Below are 18,935 nucleotides of genomic sequence, written 5' to 3'. Positions count from 1 at the left end.
CCGCGACCGGGAGCCCGTGATGAGCTACGAGATCGAGAAGTCCGAGGCCGAGTGGCGCGCCCAGCTCAGCCCCGCGGAGTACCACGTACTCCGCGAGGCGGGCACCGAGCGGCCGTTCACCGGTGAGTACACCGACACCAAGACGGTCGGCGTGTACAGCTGCCGGGCCTGCGGCGCGGAACTGTTCAGCTCCGAGACCAAGTTCGACAGCCACTGCGGCTGGCCCTCCTACTACGCGCCGCTGGCGGAGGACCGGGTCCAGTACATCGAGGACACCACGCTCGGCATGCGCCGGGTCGAGGTGCGCTGCGCGCGCTGCGGCGGGCACCTGGGGCACGTCTTCGACGGCGAGGGCTACGGCACGCCGACGGACCAGCGCTACTGCATCAACAGCGTTTCGCTGACGCTGAAGCCCTCCGAGTAACACCCCGCATCCTTCGAGGGCGGGGCCGTGGACACCACCACGGCCCCGCCCTCACCCGTATCGCACTCACGGCTTCACGACGAGTGGCGCGGGCAACCATCCCGTATCTGCGCAGGAAGTCGGCCGCAATGTCGGGAGGAGGCTTGATGGCGGCCGCTGGGCATTCGGCCGGCAGTCGGCGTGTGACGCGCTCCTGGCTGGGTGTCGGCCAGTGGCGGGTTCCCCGTACGCTGTGCGGATGGATCGGGCGGCAGCGACTTCGTTTCGTGCGGTGGTCTTCGACTTCTTCGGCGTTCTGACGTCGAACATGGTCGAGGTCATCACGTGGTTCGAGAGCCGGGAGCGGATCGCCCCGGGGACGTTCCTGCGCGCCTGGTCAGACCCGCGCGGGCAGGACCTGTTCAGGCGCCTTGAACTCGGCCGGATCAGCCAGGAGGACTGGAATGCCGGGTTCGCGGCCCTGATGGGAGTGAAGCCGGACAACCTGCTGGCCAGGTACCTCCACGACGCTTTTCCGGCGTACCCGGTTCTCCAGGTCGCGCGGCAGGCCCGTGCGGCGGGGGTGCGGACCGCGGTGCTGTCCAACAGTCTCGGCCGGCAGCCCTACGATCCGTACGCCGGCTTCGACCTGGACGGCACCTTCGACGCGGTGGTGCTGTCGGCGGATCACGGTGTCCGCAAGCCCGAGCCCGAAGCCTTTCAGATCGTGCTGGGCCTCCTGGGCGTCAGCGCCGAGGAGTGCCTGTTCGTGGACGACAGCGAGGAGAACCTCGTCGCTGCCCAGGGGCTCGGCTTCACCCCGGTGCTCGGGCTGGACGAGGACGTGGTCGTGCAGCGGCTGCGCGAGCTACTGCGTCTGCCCGTCCGCTAGGAAGTCGCGAACCCCGGCGTGGGCCGTGTGCGGAGCCAGTTTCTCGCGCAGGCCTCGTAGTTGGGACGCAGAGCGCGCGGAGTCGACCGAGCCGAGGCAGGCTGCCGCGTGCCGGCCCGTGGCCACGGCGGCGTCCAAGTCGTGCAGCGCGAGGTGCGCTTCCGCCGCGCGGGTGAGGTAGATGGCGTGGCTGCGGGGGTACTGCTCGTCACCCGGGTACGCCTGCATGCCGGCCTCGAACCGGCGCAGGGCCTCGGCAGGGTCTCCCAGCTCCAGGGCGGAGGAGCCGGCGATCATCTCGATCTCGCCGTAGTCCACCCAGTAGAGGAAGCCGGGGTCGTCCTCGCGCCGCCCCTTGTCCAATGCGGCGCGTGCCAGGTGAAGCTGGTGCCTGGTCTCCTCCTTCGCCCCGCCCTTCGACCATGCGCGGGCGGCGCGGGCGGCGAGCATCGCCTCCATCCGCGGAGTGCTTCGGCCGCTCACTTGGGTCCGGGCGGTGTCCACGAACGACACTGCCCGGCCGGCCAGGCCGGGGGAGGAGTAGCACTGGATGGCGGCGAAGGACAGGGTGTAGGCGCCGGCGATCACATCGCCGCACTCGGCGGAGGCGCGCAAGGAGGCGTCGAAGTAGGACTGGGCGAGGCCGATGCGGCCCTGGTCGAAGGCCGCCCAACCGACCTGGCGGGCGGCCTCGGTGGTGATCGCGTACAGGCGCGACAGCTGATCGCCCTTGTAGCGCCGGGACTTGATCGCCGCCACCGCCAAGGCGAGGTCGCTGCGCGCAGCCGTGAATACCTCGCCGCTGCCGAGCTCGTCGTCCACGTGACGTAGAAGTTGGAGCCGGCCCTCCAAGCCCGCCAGCAGGGACGAGTGATCGACAGGCGTGGCCCGTGGCTCCAGGAGAGTGCGCCCGATGGCCGTGACCCAATTGTTCGTTGACGCCGACAGAGCAACGCCGGCAGCGAGGAACCCTCGGCGATCCACTCGTCTTCCCTCCATCAGGCTCGTGAGAACCGCCAGAGTCGCCCCGGCTTGGTTCCAAGAAACGTCCACAGGCGCGGCATCGGCAAGAGCAGCGACGAAGCTTCCGCCTGTTTTGAGGACCCTGTCGTAGGCGGCGGCCACCGACTCGGTCACCCGGCGGTTGCCGTTCTCCACGTTGCGCAGGTACGCCACGCCGAACCCGCTCGCACGAGCGAACTCGGCCCAGCCCATGCCGGAAGCACGGCGGGCTTGCCGCATATCGTGCCGTAGTTGATCGGGCATCAAGGCGCTCCTCGGAGATGGGATCGCTTCTGGATCGCGTCACAGCATTGTCGCCAGGGCGCTGGCGGTGTGTGATCAATTCCGTACAGATCGCAGTCGTCGCCGTCCGGTCACCGGGAGCAAGAACGTTGACCCCGGCGCGCACCGGCCTATCCGCGCCTGCCTGAGCCCACGTCAGCATGGGTCCCGGGGGCGGCTCTTCCTTTCCTTCCCGTTCCGAGGTACTTCGCCATGCTCGAAACCTGCTCTGCGGCCCACCACCGCATGCCCAACACCGGCGACCCCACCCGCTACTGGACCACCCTCGTCACCGCCGGCGAACTCCTCACCACCACCCCCAACCCCGACACCCGCATCAAATTCGCCCTCCTCCGCTGCCGCACCCACGCCACCCAGGCAGCCCAGGCCGCCCACCCGTAAGCACAGGAAGTCGACCAGATCGACTTCCTACGCTGAGGAAGCGCAAGGGCGAGGAGGCAAGTTCTGGCTCCTGCGGCCCCGGCCGGCCCTGGCCGGGGCCGCCGTTGCTGTGCATTTCCTGCGGGGCAAGTGGGGCTGGGCACCCACGAACCAGCTTCCCGCTATTCCGGGCGGCCCGGCCGATTCGGCCGGGCCGCCCACCCATTCCCAAAGTTCACTTTGCCGCTACCCAATCCCGCCGGTGGGTGGGTGGGTGGATGGGGCACCCAGGAATTGGGCGGGCCCGGGTGGAAGCACCCGGGCCCGCTCAGTTCTGTTGATCGTTTCCGCGGTAGCGGACGTCCCGTCAGGGGATGACCGGTGCGAAGCGGACCGGGAGGTGCACCAGGGCGCGGTGGAACGGGCCCGGGCGCCAGAGCAACTCCTCGGCGGGGGTGGCCAGTTCGAGGTCGCTGAGGCGGCTGCCCAGCTGCTCGATGGCGGTGATCGCGATCAGCAGGGCCGGGTCGCGGGCGGGGCAGGCGTGCGGGCCGGCCGCCCAGGCCAGGTGGGCGCTCTCGCCGCTGCGCAGCTCGCGGTCGTCGGTGGGCGGCGCGGCCTGGGAGTTGGCGGCCGCGTAGGAGATCAGGACGAGGGTGCCGGCCTTGATCTCGCGGCCGTGGAAGGTGATGTCGTAACGCGGGTAGTGGGCGGAGAGGTTCGCCAGCGGCGGCTCGTGCCAGAGCACCTCGTCGATCGCCTGGTGGGCGGTCATCGCGCCGCCGAACAGCGAGCCGGCGTAGCGGGCGTCGGTGAGCAGGCGCAGCAGGGCGTTGCCGATCAGGTTGGTGGTCGGCTCGTGCCCGGCGATCATGGTCAGGGTGATCTGCCGGAGCGCCTCGTCGTCGTCCAGCCCGACCGGGTGGGTGACGAACCAGGAGGCGAGGTCGTGCCGGGGGCGCTCGCGGCGTTCGGCGACCATCGCGCTCACCACCGCGACGAGGTCCCCGTACGCGGCGACGGCCTGCGGGGTGGACTCGATCGTCCCGGTGATCCCGGCGACCACCCGGTCGCGGTGCTCCTCGGGCACGCCGAACCAGGTGGTGAGCACGAAGGCGGTCAGCCGGCGGGCGTACTGGGAGATCAGGTCGGCGTGGCCGACCGCCGCGAAGCGGTCGATCAGCAGGTGGGCGGTCTCGGCGACCTGACGCTGCAGCCGGTGCGGTTCGAAGAGCGCGAGGGCGTCGGTGATCACGGCGCGGTAGCGCGCGTGCGTCTCGCCGTCGCTGAACAGCGCGGTCGGGCGGTAGCCGAGCACCGGCAGCAGCGGGGAGTCCGGCGGGACGCTCCGCTGCCAGGCGCGGGAGTCCTTGGAGAAGGTGTCGCTGTCGCGCAGCAGGTCCAGTGCGGCCTGGTAGTCGGTGACCAGCAGCGCCTCGACGCCGGGCGCGATCTCCACCGGGGCGATCGGGCCGTGCCGGCGCAGCCGCTCGTACACCAGTTGGGGGTCGGCGGCGAAGACCGGGCCGTGGATCGGGGTCGGGCGGGTCTCGACGGTCACGGGCGCTCCTGGGTGGCGGTGGCGGCGGGCAGGGCGTCCAGGACGTGCTCGGCCAGCGCGATCAGCGCGTCCAGGCTGCTCTCGCGCTCGCGGGCGTCGCAGAGCAGCAGCGGGGTGGCGGCGTGCAGGTCCAGGTGGGCCCGCAGCACCTCGACCGGGTGGTCCGGCGCGTCCGGGAAGCGGTTGACGGCGACGGCGTACGGCAGGCCCTGCTCCTCGACCATGTCCATGATCTCGAAGGAGTCGGCCAGCCGGCGGGTGTCGGCGAGCACCAGGGCGCCCAGCGCGCCGCGCGCGATGTCCTGCCAGAGCGGGAAGAAGCGGCGCTGGCCGGGGGTGCCGAACATGTAGAGCACGACGTTGCCGGGCAGGGTGAGCCGCCCGAAGTCGACGGCGACGGTGGTGGTCGCCTTCTCCGGCAGGCCGGCCAGGTCGTCCACCGGCCGCCCGGTCTCGGTCATCGCCTCCTCGGTGTGCAGGGTGGCGATCTCGGAGAGGGTGCGGATGAGCGTGGTCTTGCCGACCCCGAACGGGCCGGCGACCACCAGCTTCATCAGTGTCTGGTCCCGGTCGGGCAGGTAGCCCACGCGACCTGTCGGGTCGGCCGGGCTACCGGAGCGCACGGAGTCCAACGAGGAGCCTCTCGACGATGGAGCGGTCGGTCTGCTGGGCGCGCGGGATCGGCGCGCGGGCGTGCAGGCAGCCCGCCTCGACCAGGTCGGCCGCGAGGAAGACGGTGGCGCTGACCGGGAGGCGCAGGTGCGCGGCGGCCTCCACCACGGTCAGCGCGCCGGGGCGCAGCAGTTCCCAGAGCCGGCGGTGTTCGGGTTCGAGCCCGGTCGGCGGTTCGGCGCGGTCGGCGAACAGGACGGTCAGCCGCTCGAAACCCTCGCTGCCGGGGCGCGTACGGCCGCCGGTGGCCAGGTAGGCGGGCACCATCCGCCTGCGGGGGAAGGCGGTCATGACCGGGTGGTGTCGTCCTGCTGCCGGGACGGGCTCGCGAGCGCGCGGCCCAGGGCGGCGACCTGCACCTGCATCTGGTAGGACACGTTGCCGAGTTGGGCGTCCGGGGAGGTGAACACGGCGAGCGAGGTGTTCTCCCCGGCGGGGACGACGATGGCGTAGCCGAGGTCGGACTCCACCACGGTCTGGGCCAGCCGGGGCCGCTCCGCGTCGGTGAACGCGGCGGTGAAGGCGCGGGCGGCGGCGTGCACGGTGGCGGTCATCGCGGCGACCCGCTCGGCGGAGGCGCGCCCCAGGCCGTCCGAGGCGCCCTCGACCAGGCCGTCCCCGGTGGCGATGACCGCGTGCAGCACCCCCGGCAGCTCCAGCAGCGGGGTCAGCACCCACGAGATCTCGTCGGTGGCGGTCAGGCTGGGCGTGCTGCTCACTTCTCGGCTCCTTCTAAGGTCGTCGGGCCGGTGGTGGTGTCACCGGTGGGGCGGCCGGCGGAGGTGTCGCCGGGGGTGGGGTCGGTCGGGCTGTCGCTGTTCTGGCGCATGGCGTCCTCGCGTACGGCCCGGGCCACGGCGGCCCGGCCGGAGTCGGTGCCCTGCTGCAGCGCCTGCCAGTGGGCGGCGGCCCGCTCGGGGGTCCGCCCGGCGGCGGTGGCGGGCGTGTCCGCCTCCCCGGCGGCGAGCGGACGGCGCCGACGGCGGGTGGGCAGGCCGGTGCCGTCGTCCGCCGGGGAGTCCGGGGCATCCGGAGCGTCCGGGGAGCCCGGAGAGCCCGGAGAGTCGGAACAGCGCGCCGGAGAGGGATCCCCCGCCGAACCGTCCGTGCCCGGGGCGGGCACCACGTGGATCGCCGGTGCCGGGTGCGGTCCGGGCTGGTGGTGGCGGTCGGCGAGCCACGGGCCGTCCTGCTCGTCGGCGCCGCGCATCGGCGGGACGGCGGCGACGGCGGGCGCGGGGGCGGGCCCGGAGCCGGCCCGCAGCGGCAGCGGGGTGAGCACCGACAGCGGCTGCTCGTCGTCCACGACCGTCACCAGTGCGGCCGGGATGCGCAGGATGGTCCGCATGCCGCCGTACGGCGAGGGCTCGATGTGGCAGGAGAAGCCGTACTGGCGGGCCAGCTTGCCGATCACCGCGAAGCCGGTCCTGGGCGGGTTGCCGAGTTCGGTGAGCAGGACGTCCGGCGGTCCGGCCAGCAGCCGGCGGGCGCGGCGCAGCTGGTCCTCCTCCATGCCGATGCCGCTGTCGTCGATGATCACCAGCGCGCCGCGTCCGCCCTGCTGGACGGTGACCGGGACGTCGGTCTCCGGGTGCGAGTAGGCGGTGGCGTTGGCGAGGAGTTCGGCGATGGTGACGGCGATCGGCTCGGCGGCCCGGGCGACCACCGCGAGCCGGTGCTCGCGCAGGTGGTTGGCGACCTTGATCCGGGCGTAGCCGGGCACCCGGGAGAGCGCGCCGACGACCACTTCGGCGAGCGGCGAGTCGGTGCGGGCCAGGCCCGGCCAGGCCTCGCAGAGCACTGCGACGGTCTGGATCCGGCGCAGCGCGACCTCGTTGCGGAAGTCGACCTCCAGCAGCCGGGGGTCGTCGTTGTCGTGCTGGAGTTGCTGGACCAGGCTCTGGATCTGGTAGAGCAGGGTCTGGATCCGGGCGGTGGCGCCGCGCATGGCGGCGCGGGCGGCGGCGTCCACCCGCTCGCGCTCGTCGGCGAGGGCGGCGGTGGTGGCGTCCAGGACGGACTGCAGTGCCCGGACGGCCTCCGGGCCGACGGCCTGCGGGTCCAGCGGGCCGACCGGCGGCGCGTTGGTGTGGGTGAGCCGGACGGCGGTGGCGGCGACCCGCTCCTGGGCGAGGTGGCCGACCTCGGCGAGCAGTGCGGCGGCGCGTGCCTCGGCGGCGGCGAGGCGGCGGTCGGCCTCCTCGGCGCGGGTGGTCGCGGCGGCACCCTGCCGGACGGCCTCCCGGGTGGCGTCCTGGGCCGTACGGACGGCGTCCTGGGCCTCCCGGGCCGCGTCCTCGGCGGCGCGGGCGCGCTGCTCGGCCGCCTCCGCCCGCTCCTCGATGCCCAGGTGGCGGGCCTCGGCCTCGGCGGCGGACTCGCGCAGCAGCCCCTCGATGGAGGTCAGCCGGTGCTCGGCCACCACGGTGCGGTGCTCGGCCTCGCCGGCGGCCGTCTCGGCGGCCGCCGCCCGGGCGACGGCCACGGCCCGGGCGCGGGCGAGCACGGCCGTGGCCACCGCGGCGACCAGCGCCAGGACGATCAGCGCGATCTGCGTCATCGAAGTCCTCGGGAGTGCTTGCGGGTTGGGTCGCGGGGGCGGCCGGGCAGGTCCCGGGTGGGGACCGGCGCCGCTGGGGGCCGGTCCCGAGCGGGAGGGGTCAGCTCCGGCCGGTGCGCGGGCGCGGGATCCGGGCGCCGTCCCCGGCCAGCTCCCGGGCGACCAGGGCGACCTGCCCCATCGCGTCCAGGGCGCCGGGCGCCGCCGAGCCGTCCAGGTGCCGGTACTCGGCCGCGACGGTGAGCACCAGCCGCTCGGGCAGGCCGAGTTCGGGGTGGCGCTGCTCCGCTATCACCCGCCGGGCGGCGTCCAGTGCGGGTATTCCGGCGGCGTGCAGGGCGTGGGCGCGCTCGCGGACGTAGGCGAGGTAGCCGATGTGCTCGCGGACGCCGTCGCGGTCGAGCACCGGGCCGTGGCCGGGGACGAAGATCTCGGCGCCGGTGGCCAGGGCCTGCTCGCAGGCGCCGATGATGTTCTCCAGCGGGCCGGCCCAGTGCGAGGGGTGGTCGCCGGGCTGTTCGGGCGTCGAGGCGAAGATCACGTCACCGGTGAACACCGCGCGCTGGTGCGGGAGGTGGACGATGAGGTCGCCGCCGGTGTGGGCGGCGGGCAGGCTGGTGATCTGCACGGGGTAGCGCCCGACCCGCAGCTCCAGCTCGCCGGTGAAGACGGTGTCCGGGTGCACCGGCTCGGTGGCGGACCAGTCGAACTGCCCGAAGTGCTCCTTGAGGTAGCCGCCGAGCGGGGAGTCCGGGTCGCTGTTGGCGACCAGCGCGTGCTGCTGCTGAGGGGTGGGCTCCCAGTGGATGTGCTCCAGCGCCTCCCGGGTGGCGATCACCTCGGCGTCCGGCAGCACTCCGGCGCCCCACAGGTGGTCGCCGTTGGCGTGGGTGACGACCACCCGGTCGACCTCGACCCCGCTCGGCAGCAGCCGGCGGCTCGCGGCGAGGAACTCCTCGGCCATCGAGGGGTCGTAGGGCGTGTCGATCCAGAGCGCGGTCGCCTCGGAGGCCAGCAGCCCACAGTTGGCCAGGCCCCAGCCCCGCTTCGGGGGGAGCCACACGTACAGGTCCTCGGCAATCGCGCTCACGTTCGCGCGGTTGATCGTCATGTGCGCGATTATGCCCATGCCGCGCCGAGAGTGGGGCAAAACCTGGACGGACGACCGGAGTTCGTGCCCCGGTCCCTCCCGGGCTGTCCGGATTCGCGCCGCATGGTCGAGACCAATCGTCTCACTGCTCGGGACGACTGGCGGACACATCGCCCCGAAATCCTGACGGTACGTCGGATCGCGGCGCGGGCAGCACCCGGCAGACCTCGACCGTGACGTCCACGGTGTCCAGGCCGATCACCCGGCCCTCCACGGCGGCGAATCCTTTCTCCCCCGACCGGAAGAGCGCCGCCAGCGGCGAGTTGCGGCCCGCCGCCGTCAGCGCCTCCACCGCCATCGCGGAGCCGAAGGCGAACACCCCGCAGAGCACGATGCACGGCGCGTGCCGGGGCGTGCGGGTCACGAAGACGAAGCCGTGGTCGCGGATCAGCTCCCCGGCCGGGTTGTACAGCGCCTCGAAGGTCATGCCGCCCCACCGGGCGCGGGCCTCATCCGGGTACTCGATGGCGAAGTCCGGGAACACCGCGTCCAGCACGCCGGCGGAGTAGGAGTTGACGCTCGGGCCACCGATCGAGAAGGTCGGCATCCGCGGGTCCTGCGCGCCCGCCACCACCAGCTCGATCGTGGCCTTCCGGTTGACCTTCCGCAGCAGGTCGGTGAGCTCCGCTATCGCCCTGGCCTCGGCCATCGGCATGAACAGCACGTTCTTCGGCCCACGGCTGGCCAGTTGGCAGCCGTCCGAGGTGACGGCGAACTCCGCGACCTCGATGCTCGGCGTGATGATCTGCACCCGGCCGTACGGCGCCACCATCGCCCGCAGGAAGCCGTAGCGCAGGAGCAGTCTGGTCTGGGCTAGGGAGCGGGCCGCGAGGAAGCCGATCACCGCCGGAACGGATGCGATCAGCACCTGGAGCAGGATGTCCATATGACCCCCGGAGGAAGACTCGACCACGAACGGTACGCCCTGGTCATGTCCCCGCCCGTGGCCGAAATACCCCCCTTGCGGCAATCCGGAGCGTAAGAATTGCAGCACTCTGCGTTACTTCAGGTGCTTGATGCCCTTGCGTTCCCCGGCACAGCGCTCGTACCCCAGCCACGCGTTGATCGCCAGCATCGGCGCGTTGGTCTCGTCATTGGAGGTGTACGCGCGCCGGTAACCCGCCGCGGCCGCCAGGCGCAGCGACTCCAGTTTGGCCAGCTTGCTCAGGCCACGCCCGCGGAACTCCCGGCGGCAGGCGGTGAACGCGGACCAGTAGCGGTCCACCCCGTCCGTCTGCACCATGCTGAACGCGGCCGGCACGCCGTTCACCACGGCGACGACGGTCAGCGCCAGGTCCAGGTCCGGCCGGGCCCATTCGGTCCGCAGCCACTCCTCGTACTCCAGGGCGTCCATCGGCACCTCGCCGGGCTCGTCCCGGATGGCGTCCGCCTCGACCAGGAACAGCGGGCGCGGGTCGTCCGCCCAGTCGGCGGCCGGACGCAGCTCGACGCCGGCCGGACGGACGGGCGCCTGCGGCAGCGCCAGCGCGAGGTCCCGTGCGCCGAACTGCGCCGCGCGCCCGACCTGGTAGCCCCGGGCGGTGCCGAAGGCCAGCCCGGCGGGCTCGTCGTCCAGCCAGGTGTGCAGCTCCGTCACCCCGTGCTCGGCGAGGTGGCGTTCGGCCGCGGCCAGCAGGGCGGTGGCCGCGCCGTGCCGCCGGAACTCCGGCAGCACGCTGCCGTTGGCGTGGCCGACCCCGGTGGTCGTCGTCCCGAGCACCAGGCCGCAACGCACCGAGCCGACCACCCGGCCGTCCAGCTCGGCGACGAAGGTGCGGTAGTGCTCGTCGGGGCTCGGCCGGTCGTTCAGCCAGAGCAGGGCCTCGGCCGTCGTCACCAGGTGCTCGCGCCCGGCCCGGTGGGCCGCCACCGCGGCCTCGGCGTCCTCGGGGCGGAATTCACGGATCGTCAAAGAATGCGAAGAAGTCATCGGCTCCCACGCTAGCCGCACCCGCCCGTCCGGCGCCTCCGATTTTCTCCGTCGACAGGGCACCCCACCTGCGGAAATGACCGCAGATGGGGACCAAAGTCCCTCATCACCACGGCCGCATGCTCAAATAATGCTCTGAGAAGACCGGGTGAGGCTTGGCAGCCACCCCGCCCGGGGACATCCTCAGCAACACGGCCGCGCGGTCCTGGCGACGACGCCCGCACCGCCCGACGGCCCTCCCACCCGGCCCTCCGAAGGGGGCGCACCGATGACTTCCCCTGCTCTGGACCTGCCCGTACGGGCCGCCGGCGGCCCCGCCCATCCGGGCGTCGACGGCCCCGCCCGCCTGGGCGTCGGCCTCGGCTGGCGTAGCGAGATCGACACCGTGGTCGAACGCCAACCCGGCCTGGACTGGGTCGAGGTGGTCGCCGAGAACATCTGCGCCGACCACCTGCCCGACTCGCTGGCCGCGCTGCGCGGACGCGGCGTCACCGTCGTCCCGCACGGCGTCGGCCTCGGCCTCGGCGGCGCCGACCTGCCCGATACCGGCCGCCTCGCCCGGCTCGCCGACACCGCGCTGGCGCTCGGCTCCCCGGTGGTCACCGAGCACCTGGCCTTCGTCCGGGCCGGCGGCCTGGAGGCCGGCCACCTGCTGCCCGTCCCCCGCACCCGCGACTCGCTGCGGGTGATCGCCGAGAACGTCCGGATCGCCCAGGACCAGCTCCCGGTGCCGCTCGCCCTGGAGAACATCGCCGCCCAGCTCGCCTGGCCGGACGACGAGTTCACCGAGGGTCAGTTCCTCGCCGAGCTGGTCGAGCGCACCGGCGTCCGGCTGCTGATCGACGTCGCCAACCTGCACACCAACCGGGTCAACCTCGGCGTCGACCCGGCCGCCGAACTCGACCGCCTGCCGCTGGAGGCGCTCGCCTACGTGCACGTCGCGGGCGGCACCCTGGTCGACGGCGTCTGGCACGACACCCACGCCCACCCCGTCACCGCACCGGTCCTGGAGGTGCTGGCCGAGCTGTGCGCACGGGTCGCACCGCCCGGCGTGCTGCTGGAGCGGGACGCGAACTTCCCGCCGCCCAGCGAGCTGGCCGGTGAACTGGACGCCATCCGCCGGGTGCTGGAGGGGAGCACCCGGCGATGAGCGACCCGACCACGGCAACCGACCGCGCCACCGCCACCGTCACCGGGGAAGGCGCCGACGCCGCCCGGGCCCGGCTGGCCCGGCGCCAGGAGGAGCTGCTGGCCGCCCTGGTGGCCGGCGGGCCCGTCCCGCCCGGCTTCGACCCGGCCCAGGTCCGCGCCCAGTCCACCGGCCTCGCCGCCAAACGGCGCGACACCACCGCGAAGGTCGCCCCGGACCTGCCCCGCCTGCTCGGGGCGCGGTACGGGCCGCTCTTCCTCGACTACGCCCGCACCCACCCGCAGACCGGCGGCTACCGCGCCGACGCCCGGTCCTTCGCCGCGTGGGTGCTCACCGACGGCGGCCCGCCCGCCGCCGACCACCGCCGGGCCCTGGAGCAGTGGCTCCACCCGGCACCCGTACGGCCGCCCGGCCCGCTCGCGCGCCTGCGCCGGGCCCTGCGCGGCTAGCACTCGCCGGGCCCGTTCGGCCGGCGACCCATCGTCACCTCGGGGGAACCATCCATGTGGCACAACAGCTACTTCATCATCCCGGCCGTCCTGCTGGCGGCCGCCGCCCTGTACGCCGTCCGGAGCCGGCAGCGGATCGGCCACGTCCCGTACGCCAAGGGCCTGCCCGGCCGCGGCCTGCCGCTGCTCGACGCCGCGTTCCTGGCCGGCGGGCCGGGCCGGGTGTTCGACACCGCCCTGGTCCGGATGCACCTGGGCGAGCAGGCCGTGATCAGCCGTTCCGGCCTGGTCACGCTCACCGGCGGCAAGCCGTACGACGCGGTCGACCAGGCGATCCAGGAGGCCGTCGGCCCCAGCGGGAGCCGTGAACTCGCCCCGCTGCGCCGTATGGTGATGCGCTCCGCCGCCGTCCAGGAGATCGGCGACCGGCTCGCCGACCGCGGCCTGCTGCGCCGCCCCGAGCGGCTGCACCGGGCCAGGACCGCCCGCCGGCTGCTCTGGCTCGCGATGCTCGTCCTCGTGGCCTTCACCGTCGCCGCCGTCCTGCTCGACGACGGCGCCTACGGCCACGGCCGCGCCAACCTCGGGATCCCGGGCTTCCTGCTGGTCGGCGGCGTCGTCGCGCTGCTCGCCACCAGGCCGGTCAAGGGCCGGATCACCCCGGCCGGCCGGCGCCAGCTGTCCCTGATGGACGACCGGCCGTGGACGCCCCACTCCGGCGTCTCGCCCCAGCTGGCCGGCGGCGCGCTGCTGGGTGCGCTCGCGCTCGGCGGGCTGGCCGCCGCCGGGCTGGACGACCCGGAGCTGGAGGCCACGATGCTGGCCGCGGAGGCCGAGGAGGAGGCGATGCGGCAGGCCGCCGCGAGCTCGTCCTCGTTCGCCTCCTCGTCCTCGTCCTCTTCGTCTTCGTCGTCGTCCTCGACCTCGTCCTGCTCCTCCTCGTCCTGCTCCTCCTCGACCGCCTCCTGGTGCGGCTCGTCCTCCGACTCCGGGTCCGGGTCCGCCGGCTGCGGATCGTCAAGTTGCGGCTCGTCCTCCAGCAGCTGCGGATCGTCGTCCAGCAGCTGCGGCTCCTCGTCCTCCAGCTGCGGATCGTCCTCCTCCAGCTGCAGCTCCTCGTCCTCCAGCTGCGGATCGAGCTGCGGGTCGAGCTGCGGATCCTGACGCCCGCCCGCCGGAGTTCGCCCCACGGCTGACGTCACAGTTCGGTATCGCGGACCGGGAAGACGTTCCCCGCGCCATCGGGCCAGGCATACAACAAGGCCATGTGGTTGCTCTTCCTGATACCGGCCTGTGTCGTGGCGGTGCTCTCCTGCCTCCGGCTGGTCCGGATGACCGCCACCGCCGATGCCCTGGCCGAACAGGACGGGCTGCGCCCGCCCGAGGCCGTCGGCATCGGGCTGTACGAGACGGCCTACCTGGCCGGCGGCCCGGACCGGGTGGTCGAGCTGGCCCTCGTCCTGATGGCCGGCCGGGGCCGGCTGCACCTGGCGCACACCGGCTGGACCACCGTGGTCGACCCCAAGGGCCGCAGCCGCCTGGAACGGGCGATCATCGCCACCGTCGGCCCCGAGGGCCAGTGCCGCACCGACGAGTTGCGCCGGGCGATGGCCGAGCACCCCACCGTGCTGGAGATCGGCGCCCGGCTCGCCCTGGCCGGCCTGGCCACCCCGGCCCTGGTGCAGCGCAACACCGTCGTGGTGGTCCGCCAGGTCCGGCACGCGCTGCTGCTGTCGCTGCTCCTGCTGGCCGCGTCCCTGGCCGTCAGCGGCTTCACCGGCGGTGACACCCTCTCCCCGCTCGCCTGGTTCTCGCTGCCGCTGGTGCTCACCTCCGGCACCCTGCTGATGGCCCGGGTCGACGTCTACCCGTACACCCGCTGGGCGTCCCCGATCGGCCAGGAGGTGCTGCGCGAGGTGCGCCCGGCCCGCCAGCGCGGCCTCGCCGACGACGAGGAGCGCGAACTGCTCACCGCCGTCGCCATGAACGGCCCCGCCGTCCTCACGGACGCCCGCCTGCGCGCCGCCCTGCGCCCGCACCGCGGCTGAGCCCGCGGCCCACGGCCGCGGCAACGCCGGAGGCCGGCTCCCCGTACACGGGGAACCGGCCTCCGGAGAACGCGCGGTCGCTCAGACCAGGCCGTTGAGCAGCTCGCCGACCGGCTTGCGGCGGCCGGTGAAGAACGGCACCTCCTCGCGGACGTGCAGCCGGGCCCGGGACGGGCGCAGGTCGCGCATCAGGTCGACGATCCGGTGCAGCTCGTCCGCCTCGAAGGCGAGCAGCCACTCGTAGTCGCCGAGCGCGAACGAGGCCACCGTGTTGGCCCGCACGTCGGGGTAGCCGCGCGCCAGCATGCCGTGCTCGGCGAGCATCGCGCGCCGCTCCTCGTCCGGCAGCAGGTACCACTCGTAGGAGCGCACGAACGGGTACACGCAGACGTAGTCGCGCGCGCGCTCGTCGGCGAGGAAGGCCGGGATGTGCGACTTGTTGAACTCGGCCGGGCGGTGCAGCGCCATGTTCGACCAGACCGGCTCCAGCTGGCGGCCCAGGCCGGTGCGGCGGAAGCGGTTGTACGCCTCCTGCAGGTCGTCCGAGTCGCCGGCATGCCACCAGACCAGGATGTCGGCGTCCGCGCGCAGACCGGAGACGTCGTACGTGCCGCGCAGGGTCACGTCCTTCGCGGCCAGCTGCTCGAACAGCTCGTCCACCTCGGCGGCCAGGGCGGTGCGGTCCTCGGGCAGGGCGCCCTTGAGCTTGAACACCGACCACATGGTGTAGCGGATGACCTGGTTCAGGTCACGTGCCTTCTTCTTCTCGGGCTGCTGCTCCGGCTGCCGCTCAACGGTCTCAGTCATGCGCCCATTGTCCTCTCCGTGGAACCGTCCCCGGTCTCCGGGGTCAACAGTCTGTCGACGGCGGCCACCGCGGCGGCCGCCGAAGCGATGCACGCCGGGATGCCCACCCCGTCGTACGCGGCGCCGCACAGCGCCAGCGCGCCCACCCGCTCGGCCGCCGCCCGAACCCGGGCCACCCGGTCCGGGTGGCCCACCGGGTACTGCGGCAGGCCGGCCGTGAAGCGCGACACGAAGGTGTCGTACGGCCGGGCGGTCAGCCCGATCGCCTCGGCCAGGTCCGTCAGCGAGCGGGCCACCAGCTCCTCGTCCGGCAGGCCCAGCGCCTCGTCCTCGCGGTGCCGGCCCAGCGAGGTGCGCAGCAGGAACGCGTCCGGCGCGGAACGCTCCAGCCAGCCCCACTTGTTGGAGGAGAAGGTCGACGCCTTGATCCGCCGCCCGTCCACCGGCGGCACCAGGAACCCGCTGCCGCTCGGGAGTTCGGCCAGGTCGGAGCGCCGGAACGCCAGCGTCACCAGTGCCATGCCCGCGTACTCGACGGCGTCCAGCTCGGTGGCGGCCGCCGGGGCGTCCTCGCGCAGCAGCCGGGCCGCGGCCGGGGCCGGGACGGCCAGCACCACGGCGTCCGCGTGCAGCACCTCGCCGCCGGTCACCACCCGCCAGCCGTCGGGGGTGCGGCGCAGCTCGTCCACCGGGGCGTCCGTGCGCAGGTCCACGCCCGCCTTGACGCAGGCCGCCGCGACCGCCTCCGGCAGGGTGCCGAGGCCGCCCCGCAGGCCGTTGAACACCGGGGTGCCGACCGTCGCCGGCCGCGAGGCCAGCTCGTGCACCCCCTCGACCAGCGAGCCGCCGCCCCGGGCGATCGACAGCAGCTGCGGTACGGCGGCCCGCAGCGAGATCTCGTCGGCGCGCCCGGCGTAGACGCCGCCCAGCAGCGGCTCGACCAGCCGGTCCACCACCTCCCGGCCCAGCCGGTCGGCGACGTAGCGGCCGATCGCGACGTCATCCCCCACCTCGGTGGACTCCTCGCGCCGGGCCCGCTCCAGCCCCTCGGCGGTGAGCACCCCGGAGGCCTCCAGCGCCGCCAGGTCGCCCGGCACGCCCATCACCTGCCCGCCCGGCAGCGGCCGCAGCGCCCCGCGCGTCCAGATCGCCGCCTTCGCGGTGGTCGGCGGCTCCAGCTCCCCGCCCAGCCCGACCGCCCGCGCCAGCTCCACCGCCTCCGGCCGCCGGGCCAGCACCGACTCGGCCCCGAGGTCCACCCGGACCCCGCCGACCTCGCCGCCCCACAGCTTCCCGCCGACCCGCCCCGACGCCTCCAGCAGCGTCACCCGGGCCCGCGCCACCCCCCCGGCCGCCCCACTCAGGAAAGCGGCCGCAGCCAGCCCCGCGATCCCACCACCGACGACGACGACGTGTGCATCCGACATGCCTCGCAGTCTCGCAGGTCTTTACGCCGGACCCTCAATCCGCTGCACACCCGACATCGATCGACATCGGCCACGGCACCGGGCGCTCCACCCTGCCGCGAAAGATCCCGGCCGGAGCGTAGGCAGAGAGCGTCCGCTCCAGCTCGTAAACGTGGACGACCGGCCGGCCGTCCTCCTCCTCGACGATCCAGTAGTGCGGGATTCCCGCCTCGGCGTACTTGCGGAACTTGACTCCGCGATCGCGGCCCTCCGACTCCGGCGAGAGCACCTCGACAGCGAGCAGCACCTCCGCCGGGGTGTACCAGGTGCGATCGGGGTCGAAGGCAGCATCACTGACCAGCACATCCGGTTCCAGCCGGTTCCACGTGTCGAGCGTCACCGTCATGCTGTTCTCCACCCGGACCCCGACCGGAGCGGCCCCCTCCAGTACGGCGACCAGCCACGCCACGACCCGGCTGTGCCATGACCGCTCGCGTGCCAGCCGGAACACCAGGGCGCCGTGCAACAGCTCGGTGTGCGGCGGCGCCTGCGGCAGGTTGTCGAGGTCCTCGGCGAACCACCCCTCGACTCGGGGCGCGTACATCCAATCCGGAAGATCATTCATCATCATCCTGCACGAACGACCTGATCAGCCCCGTGGTTACGCTCCAGCCATGGAACCGATCGTGGTGAGTGCGTGTCTGGCCGGGGTTCCCTGCCGGTACGACGGGCGGGCGAAGACCTCCGACGGCGCGGTGCGGCTGGTGGAGGAGGGGCGGGCCGTGGTGGTGTGCCCGGAGGGAATGGGCGGGTTGCCGACGCCTCGGCCGCCGGCGGAGATCGTGGGCGGGGACGGGGCGGACGTACTGGACGGGCGGGCGCGGGTGGTGGACGCGACCGGGGCGGACTGCACCGGGGAGTTCCTGGCCGGCGCCCGGGCCGCCCTCGCCGCCGCCGAGGCCGCGGAGGCACGGCGGGCGGTGCTGATGGCGCGCAGCCCGTCCTGCGGCTGCGGGCAGGTGTACGACGGGACGTTCACCGGGGAGCTGCGACCGGGCGACGGGGTGACGGCGGCGCTGCTTCGCCGGGCCGGGATCGAGGTCACCGCCGGATAGGGCGTGTCCGGCCCGCCGCCGACTCGTGATCGACCTGGGATCTCCGGGCCGGGTCCGTTCGACCGGCTCTCTCGTCCAATGGGGAGAACTGCCAACGGACTTGGGGAGGGCCCGATGAGGGGTGGACGGGCGAGAGCCGGCGCGTCGGCGGCAGCGGTGACGGCGGCGGCCGTGGCCGTGCTGCTGGTGGGGGGCTGCAGTGCGGGCGGTACGGGAGGGGCGGCCAAGAACGACTCGGCTGCGGCCCCGGCAGCGGCGGCCCCGGCCAACCCGGGCGGGGAGGCGGCCCAGCCGTCCGGTGCTCCGGCGGCGGCCGGGGTCACCCCGGTCGCCGACAGCCGACTGATCGCGTACACCGCGCAGCTGAGCCTGCGCGCCCAGGATGTCCCCCAGGTGTTCGCCAGGGCACGGGAGTTGGCCACGGCGGCGGGCGGCTACGTCGGCGCCGAGTCGGTCTACGGCGGCCCCGGGAGCGAGTCGGGGCAGGTGACGCTCAAGATCCCGTCCGCCGCGTACCAGCAGACCCTGGACCGGCTCGCCGCCCTGGGCGAGGTGGTGTCCCGCAAGAGCCAGGCGGACGACCTGACCCAGCAGGTCGCCGACGTGGCGAGCCGGGTGCAGACCCAGCAGGCGAGTGTGGACCGGGTGCGGGCGCTGATGGCGCAGGCCAAGTCGCTGAGCGAGATCACCTCACTGGAGGCGGAGTTGAGCCGCCGCGAGGCCGACCTGGAGTCGCTGCAGAAGCAGCAGAAGGAGCTGTCCGCCAGGACCTCGTATTCCACCGTCACGCTGGAGGTCCAGCACGAGGCCGCCACGCCGTCGGCGACGCCGGCGCCCAGCGCGGAGGAGGAGGGCTTCGGCGACTCGGTCGGCTCGGCGCTCGGCGGCGGCTGGCACGTCCTGGTCGCGATCGTCCGCGCGCTGGCCGTGGCCATCGCCGCGGTGGCGCCGTTCCTGCTGCTGTTGGGCGTGCCGGCGGCCTTGGCGTACCGGTACTGGAGCCGTCGCCGCCCGGCCGCGACCGGGGCCCGGACGGACCCCGAGCAGGACGGGGAGGGCGGGGAGGACGGGGACGCCGAGGGCTGAACACGACGGTGGCGGGCCCGCCGCGATCGGAGGGCCCGCCA

At 73.7% G+C, this 18,935-nt stretch carries 19 protein-coding genes and 1 pseudogene; 8 read left to right on the top strand and 12 right to left on the bottom strand.

The annotated features are described in order from the left end of the window. The first annotated feature begins 19 nt into the window (after window positions 1-19). Entirely contained in the window at window positions 20-424 is a 405-nt protein-coding gene (msrB, locus tag OP86_RS05730; protein ID WP_030055988.1) for a peptide-methionine (R)-S-oxide reductase MsrB, read from the top strand. 271 nt (window positions 425-695) lie between these two features. Continuing rightward, window positions 696-1,295: an HAD family hydrolase gene (locus OP86_RS05725; protein ID WP_157849670.1), complete on the top strand. Its 600-nt coding sequence runs from the start codon at window positions 696-698 to the stop codon at window positions 1,293-1,295. Here OP86_RS05725 and OP86_RS33340 read toward each other — a convergent pair. Then, a complete protein-coding gene (locus tag OP86_RS33340; RefSeq protein ID WP_051829722.1) occupies window positions 1,272-2,537 on the bottom strand; it encodes a helix-turn-helix domain-containing protein in 1,266 nt (421 codons plus the stop codon). The two genes, OP86_RS05725 and OP86_RS33340, sit on opposite strands and share 24 nt — an antisense overlap. Before the next feature lie 255 nt (window positions 2,538-2,792). On the opposite strand from OP86_RS33340, the gene OP86_RS05715 reads away from it, so the two are divergent. After that, a complete protein-coding gene (locus tag OP86_RS05715) occupies window positions 2,793-2,981 on the top strand; it encodes a hypothetical protein (protein ID WP_030256038.1) in 189 nt (62 codons plus the stop codon). Window positions 2,982-3,327: 346 nt separating this feature from the next. On the opposite strand, the gene OP86_RS05710 is transcribed toward OP86_RS05715, so the two are convergent. The 8 genes from OP86_RS05710 to OP86_RS05675 all read right to left on the bottom strand — a co-directional run bounded on the left by OP86_RS05710 (window position 3,328) and on the right by OP86_RS05675 (window position 10,833). Next, complete coding sequence (locus OP86_RS05710) at window positions 3,328-4,521, bottom strand: cytochrome P450 (RefSeq protein ID WP_030055992.1); 1,194 nt, start codon at window positions 4,519-4,521, stop codon at window positions 3,328-3,330. Beyond that, window positions 4,518-5,075 carry a GTP-binding protein gene (locus tag OP86_RS05705; RefSeq protein WP_078588532.1) on the bottom strand — a complete coding sequence of 186 codons (558 nt, stop codon included), beginning with the start codon at window positions 5,073-5,075 and terminating at the stop codon, window positions 4,518-4,520. The genes OP86_RS05710 and OP86_RS05705 overlap by 4 nt, the downstream gene beginning before the upstream one ends. Window positions 5,076-5,130: 55 nt before the next feature. Further along, window positions 5,131-5,484 (bottom strand): DUF742 domain-containing protein, encoded by a 354-nt coding sequence (locus OP86_RS05700; protein ID WP_030055994.1) that lies wholly within the window; start codon window positions 5,482-5,484, stop codon window positions 5,131-5,133. Further along, window positions 5,481-5,912 carry a roadblock/LC7 domain-containing protein gene (locus tag OP86_RS05695; RefSeq protein WP_030055995.1) on the bottom strand — a complete coding sequence of 144 codons (432 nt, stop codon included), beginning with the start codon at window positions 5,910-5,912 and terminating at the stop codon, window positions 5,481-5,483. Before OP86_RS05695 ends, OP86_RS05700 begins: the two co-directional genes overlap by 4 nt. Further along, window positions 5,909-7,753: an ATP-binding protein gene (locus OP86_RS05690; RefSeq protein WP_063832303.1), complete on the bottom strand. Its 1,845-nt coding sequence runs from the start codon at window positions 7,751-7,753 to the stop codon at window positions 5,909-5,911. Before OP86_RS05690 ends, OP86_RS05695 begins: the two co-directional genes overlap by 4 nt. Window positions 7,754-7,853: 100 nt before the next feature. Further along, a complete protein-coding gene (locus tag OP86_RS05685) occupies window positions 7,854-8,864 on the bottom strand; it encodes an MBL fold metallo-hydrolase (RefSeq protein ID WP_030256029.1) in 1,011 nt (336 codons plus the stop codon). Window positions 8,865-8,985: 121 nt separating this feature from the next. Beyond that, window positions 8,986-9,771 carry a hypothetical protein gene (locus OP86_RS05680; RefSeq protein WP_157849669.1) on the bottom strand — a complete coding sequence of 262 codons (786 nt, stop codon included), beginning with the start codon at window positions 9,769-9,771 and terminating at the stop codon, window positions 8,986-8,988. Window positions 9,772-9,903: 132 nt separating this feature from the next. Then, window positions 9,904-10,833: a GNAT family N-acetyltransferase gene (locus OP86_RS05675; protein ID WP_030055999.1), complete on the bottom strand. Its 930-nt coding sequence runs from the start codon at window positions 10,831-10,833 to the stop codon at window positions 9,904-9,906. Window positions 10,834-11,122: 289 nt separating this feature from the next. Here OP86_RS05675 and OP86_RS38995 point away from each other — a divergent pair. From OP86_RS38995 to OP86_RS05655, 3 genes and pseudogenes are all read left to right on the top strand, one after another. Next, window positions 11,123-12,432: pseudogene (locus OP86_RS38995) on the top strand (MbnB/TglH/ChrH family RiPP precursor modification enzyme). 54 nt (window positions 12,433-12,486) lie between these two features. Beyond that, window positions 12,487-13,596, top strand: a complete 1,110-nt coding sequence (locus tag OP86_RS05660) for a TIGR04222 domain-containing membrane protein (RefSeq protein WP_030056002.1) — start codon at window positions 12,487-12,489, stop codon at window positions 13,594-13,596. 101 nt (window positions 13,597-13,697) lie between these two features. After that, a complete protein-coding gene (locus OP86_RS05655) occupies window positions 13,698-14,480 on the top strand; it encodes a TIGR04222 domain-containing membrane protein (RefSeq protein ID WP_030256023.1) in 783 nt (260 codons plus the stop codon). 81 nt (window positions 14,481-14,561) lie between these two features. Here OP86_RS05655 and hemQ read toward each other — a convergent pair whose 3' ends face one another. The 3 genes from hemQ to OP86_RS05640 are packed head-to-tail and all read right to left on the bottom strand — an operon-like array spanning window position 14,562 to window position 17,318. Next, window positions 14,562-15,287 (bottom strand): hydrogen peroxide-dependent heme synthase, encoded by a 726-nt coding sequence (gene hemQ / locus OP86_RS05650; protein ID WP_030056005.1) that lies wholly within the window; start codon window positions 15,285-15,287, stop codon window positions 14,562-14,564. Further along, window positions 15,284-16,714 carry a protoporphyrinogen oxidase gene (gene hemG / locus OP86_RS05645; RefSeq protein WP_033331100.1) on the bottom strand — a complete coding sequence of 477 codons (1,431 nt, stop codon included), beginning with the start codon at window positions 16,712-16,714 and terminating at the stop codon, window positions 15,284-15,286. Before hemG ends, hemQ begins: the two co-directional genes overlap by 4 nt. 34 nt (window positions 16,715-16,748) lie before the next feature. Further along, window positions 16,749-17,318 carry a Uma2 family endonuclease gene (locus tag OP86_RS05640; RefSeq protein ID WP_030056006.1) on the bottom strand — a complete coding sequence of 190 codons (570 nt, stop codon included), beginning with the start codon at window positions 17,316-17,318 and terminating at the stop codon, window positions 16,749-16,751. A 49-nt stretch (window positions 17,319-17,367) separates the two neighbouring features. Between OP86_RS05640 and OP86_RS05635 the strand changes: the two genes are divergently transcribed. Further along, window positions 17,368-17,808 (top strand): 2-thiouracil desulfurase family protein, encoded by a 441-nt coding sequence (locus OP86_RS05635; RefSeq protein ID WP_030056007.1) that lies wholly within the window; start codon window positions 17,368-17,370, stop codon window positions 17,806-17,808. Window positions 17,809-17,922: 114 nt separating this feature from the next. Then, the gene (locus OP86_RS05630) at window positions 17,923-18,894 is read left to right on the top strand and encodes a DUF4349 domain-containing protein (protein WP_157849668.1); all 972 of its coding nucleotides are present in this window, start codon (window positions 17,923-17,925) and stop codon (window positions 18,892-18,894) included. Window positions 18,895-18,935 lie beyond the last annotated feature (41 nt).

Source organism: Streptomyces novaecaesareae (assembly GCF_000716875.1).
In the GTDB taxonomy this organism is placed as follows: Bacteria; Actinomycetota; Actinomycetes; order Streptomycetales; family Streptomycetaceae; genus Kitasatospora; species Kitasatospora novaecaesareae.
This window is presented reverse-complemented; position numbering and strand designations above follow the sequence as displayed.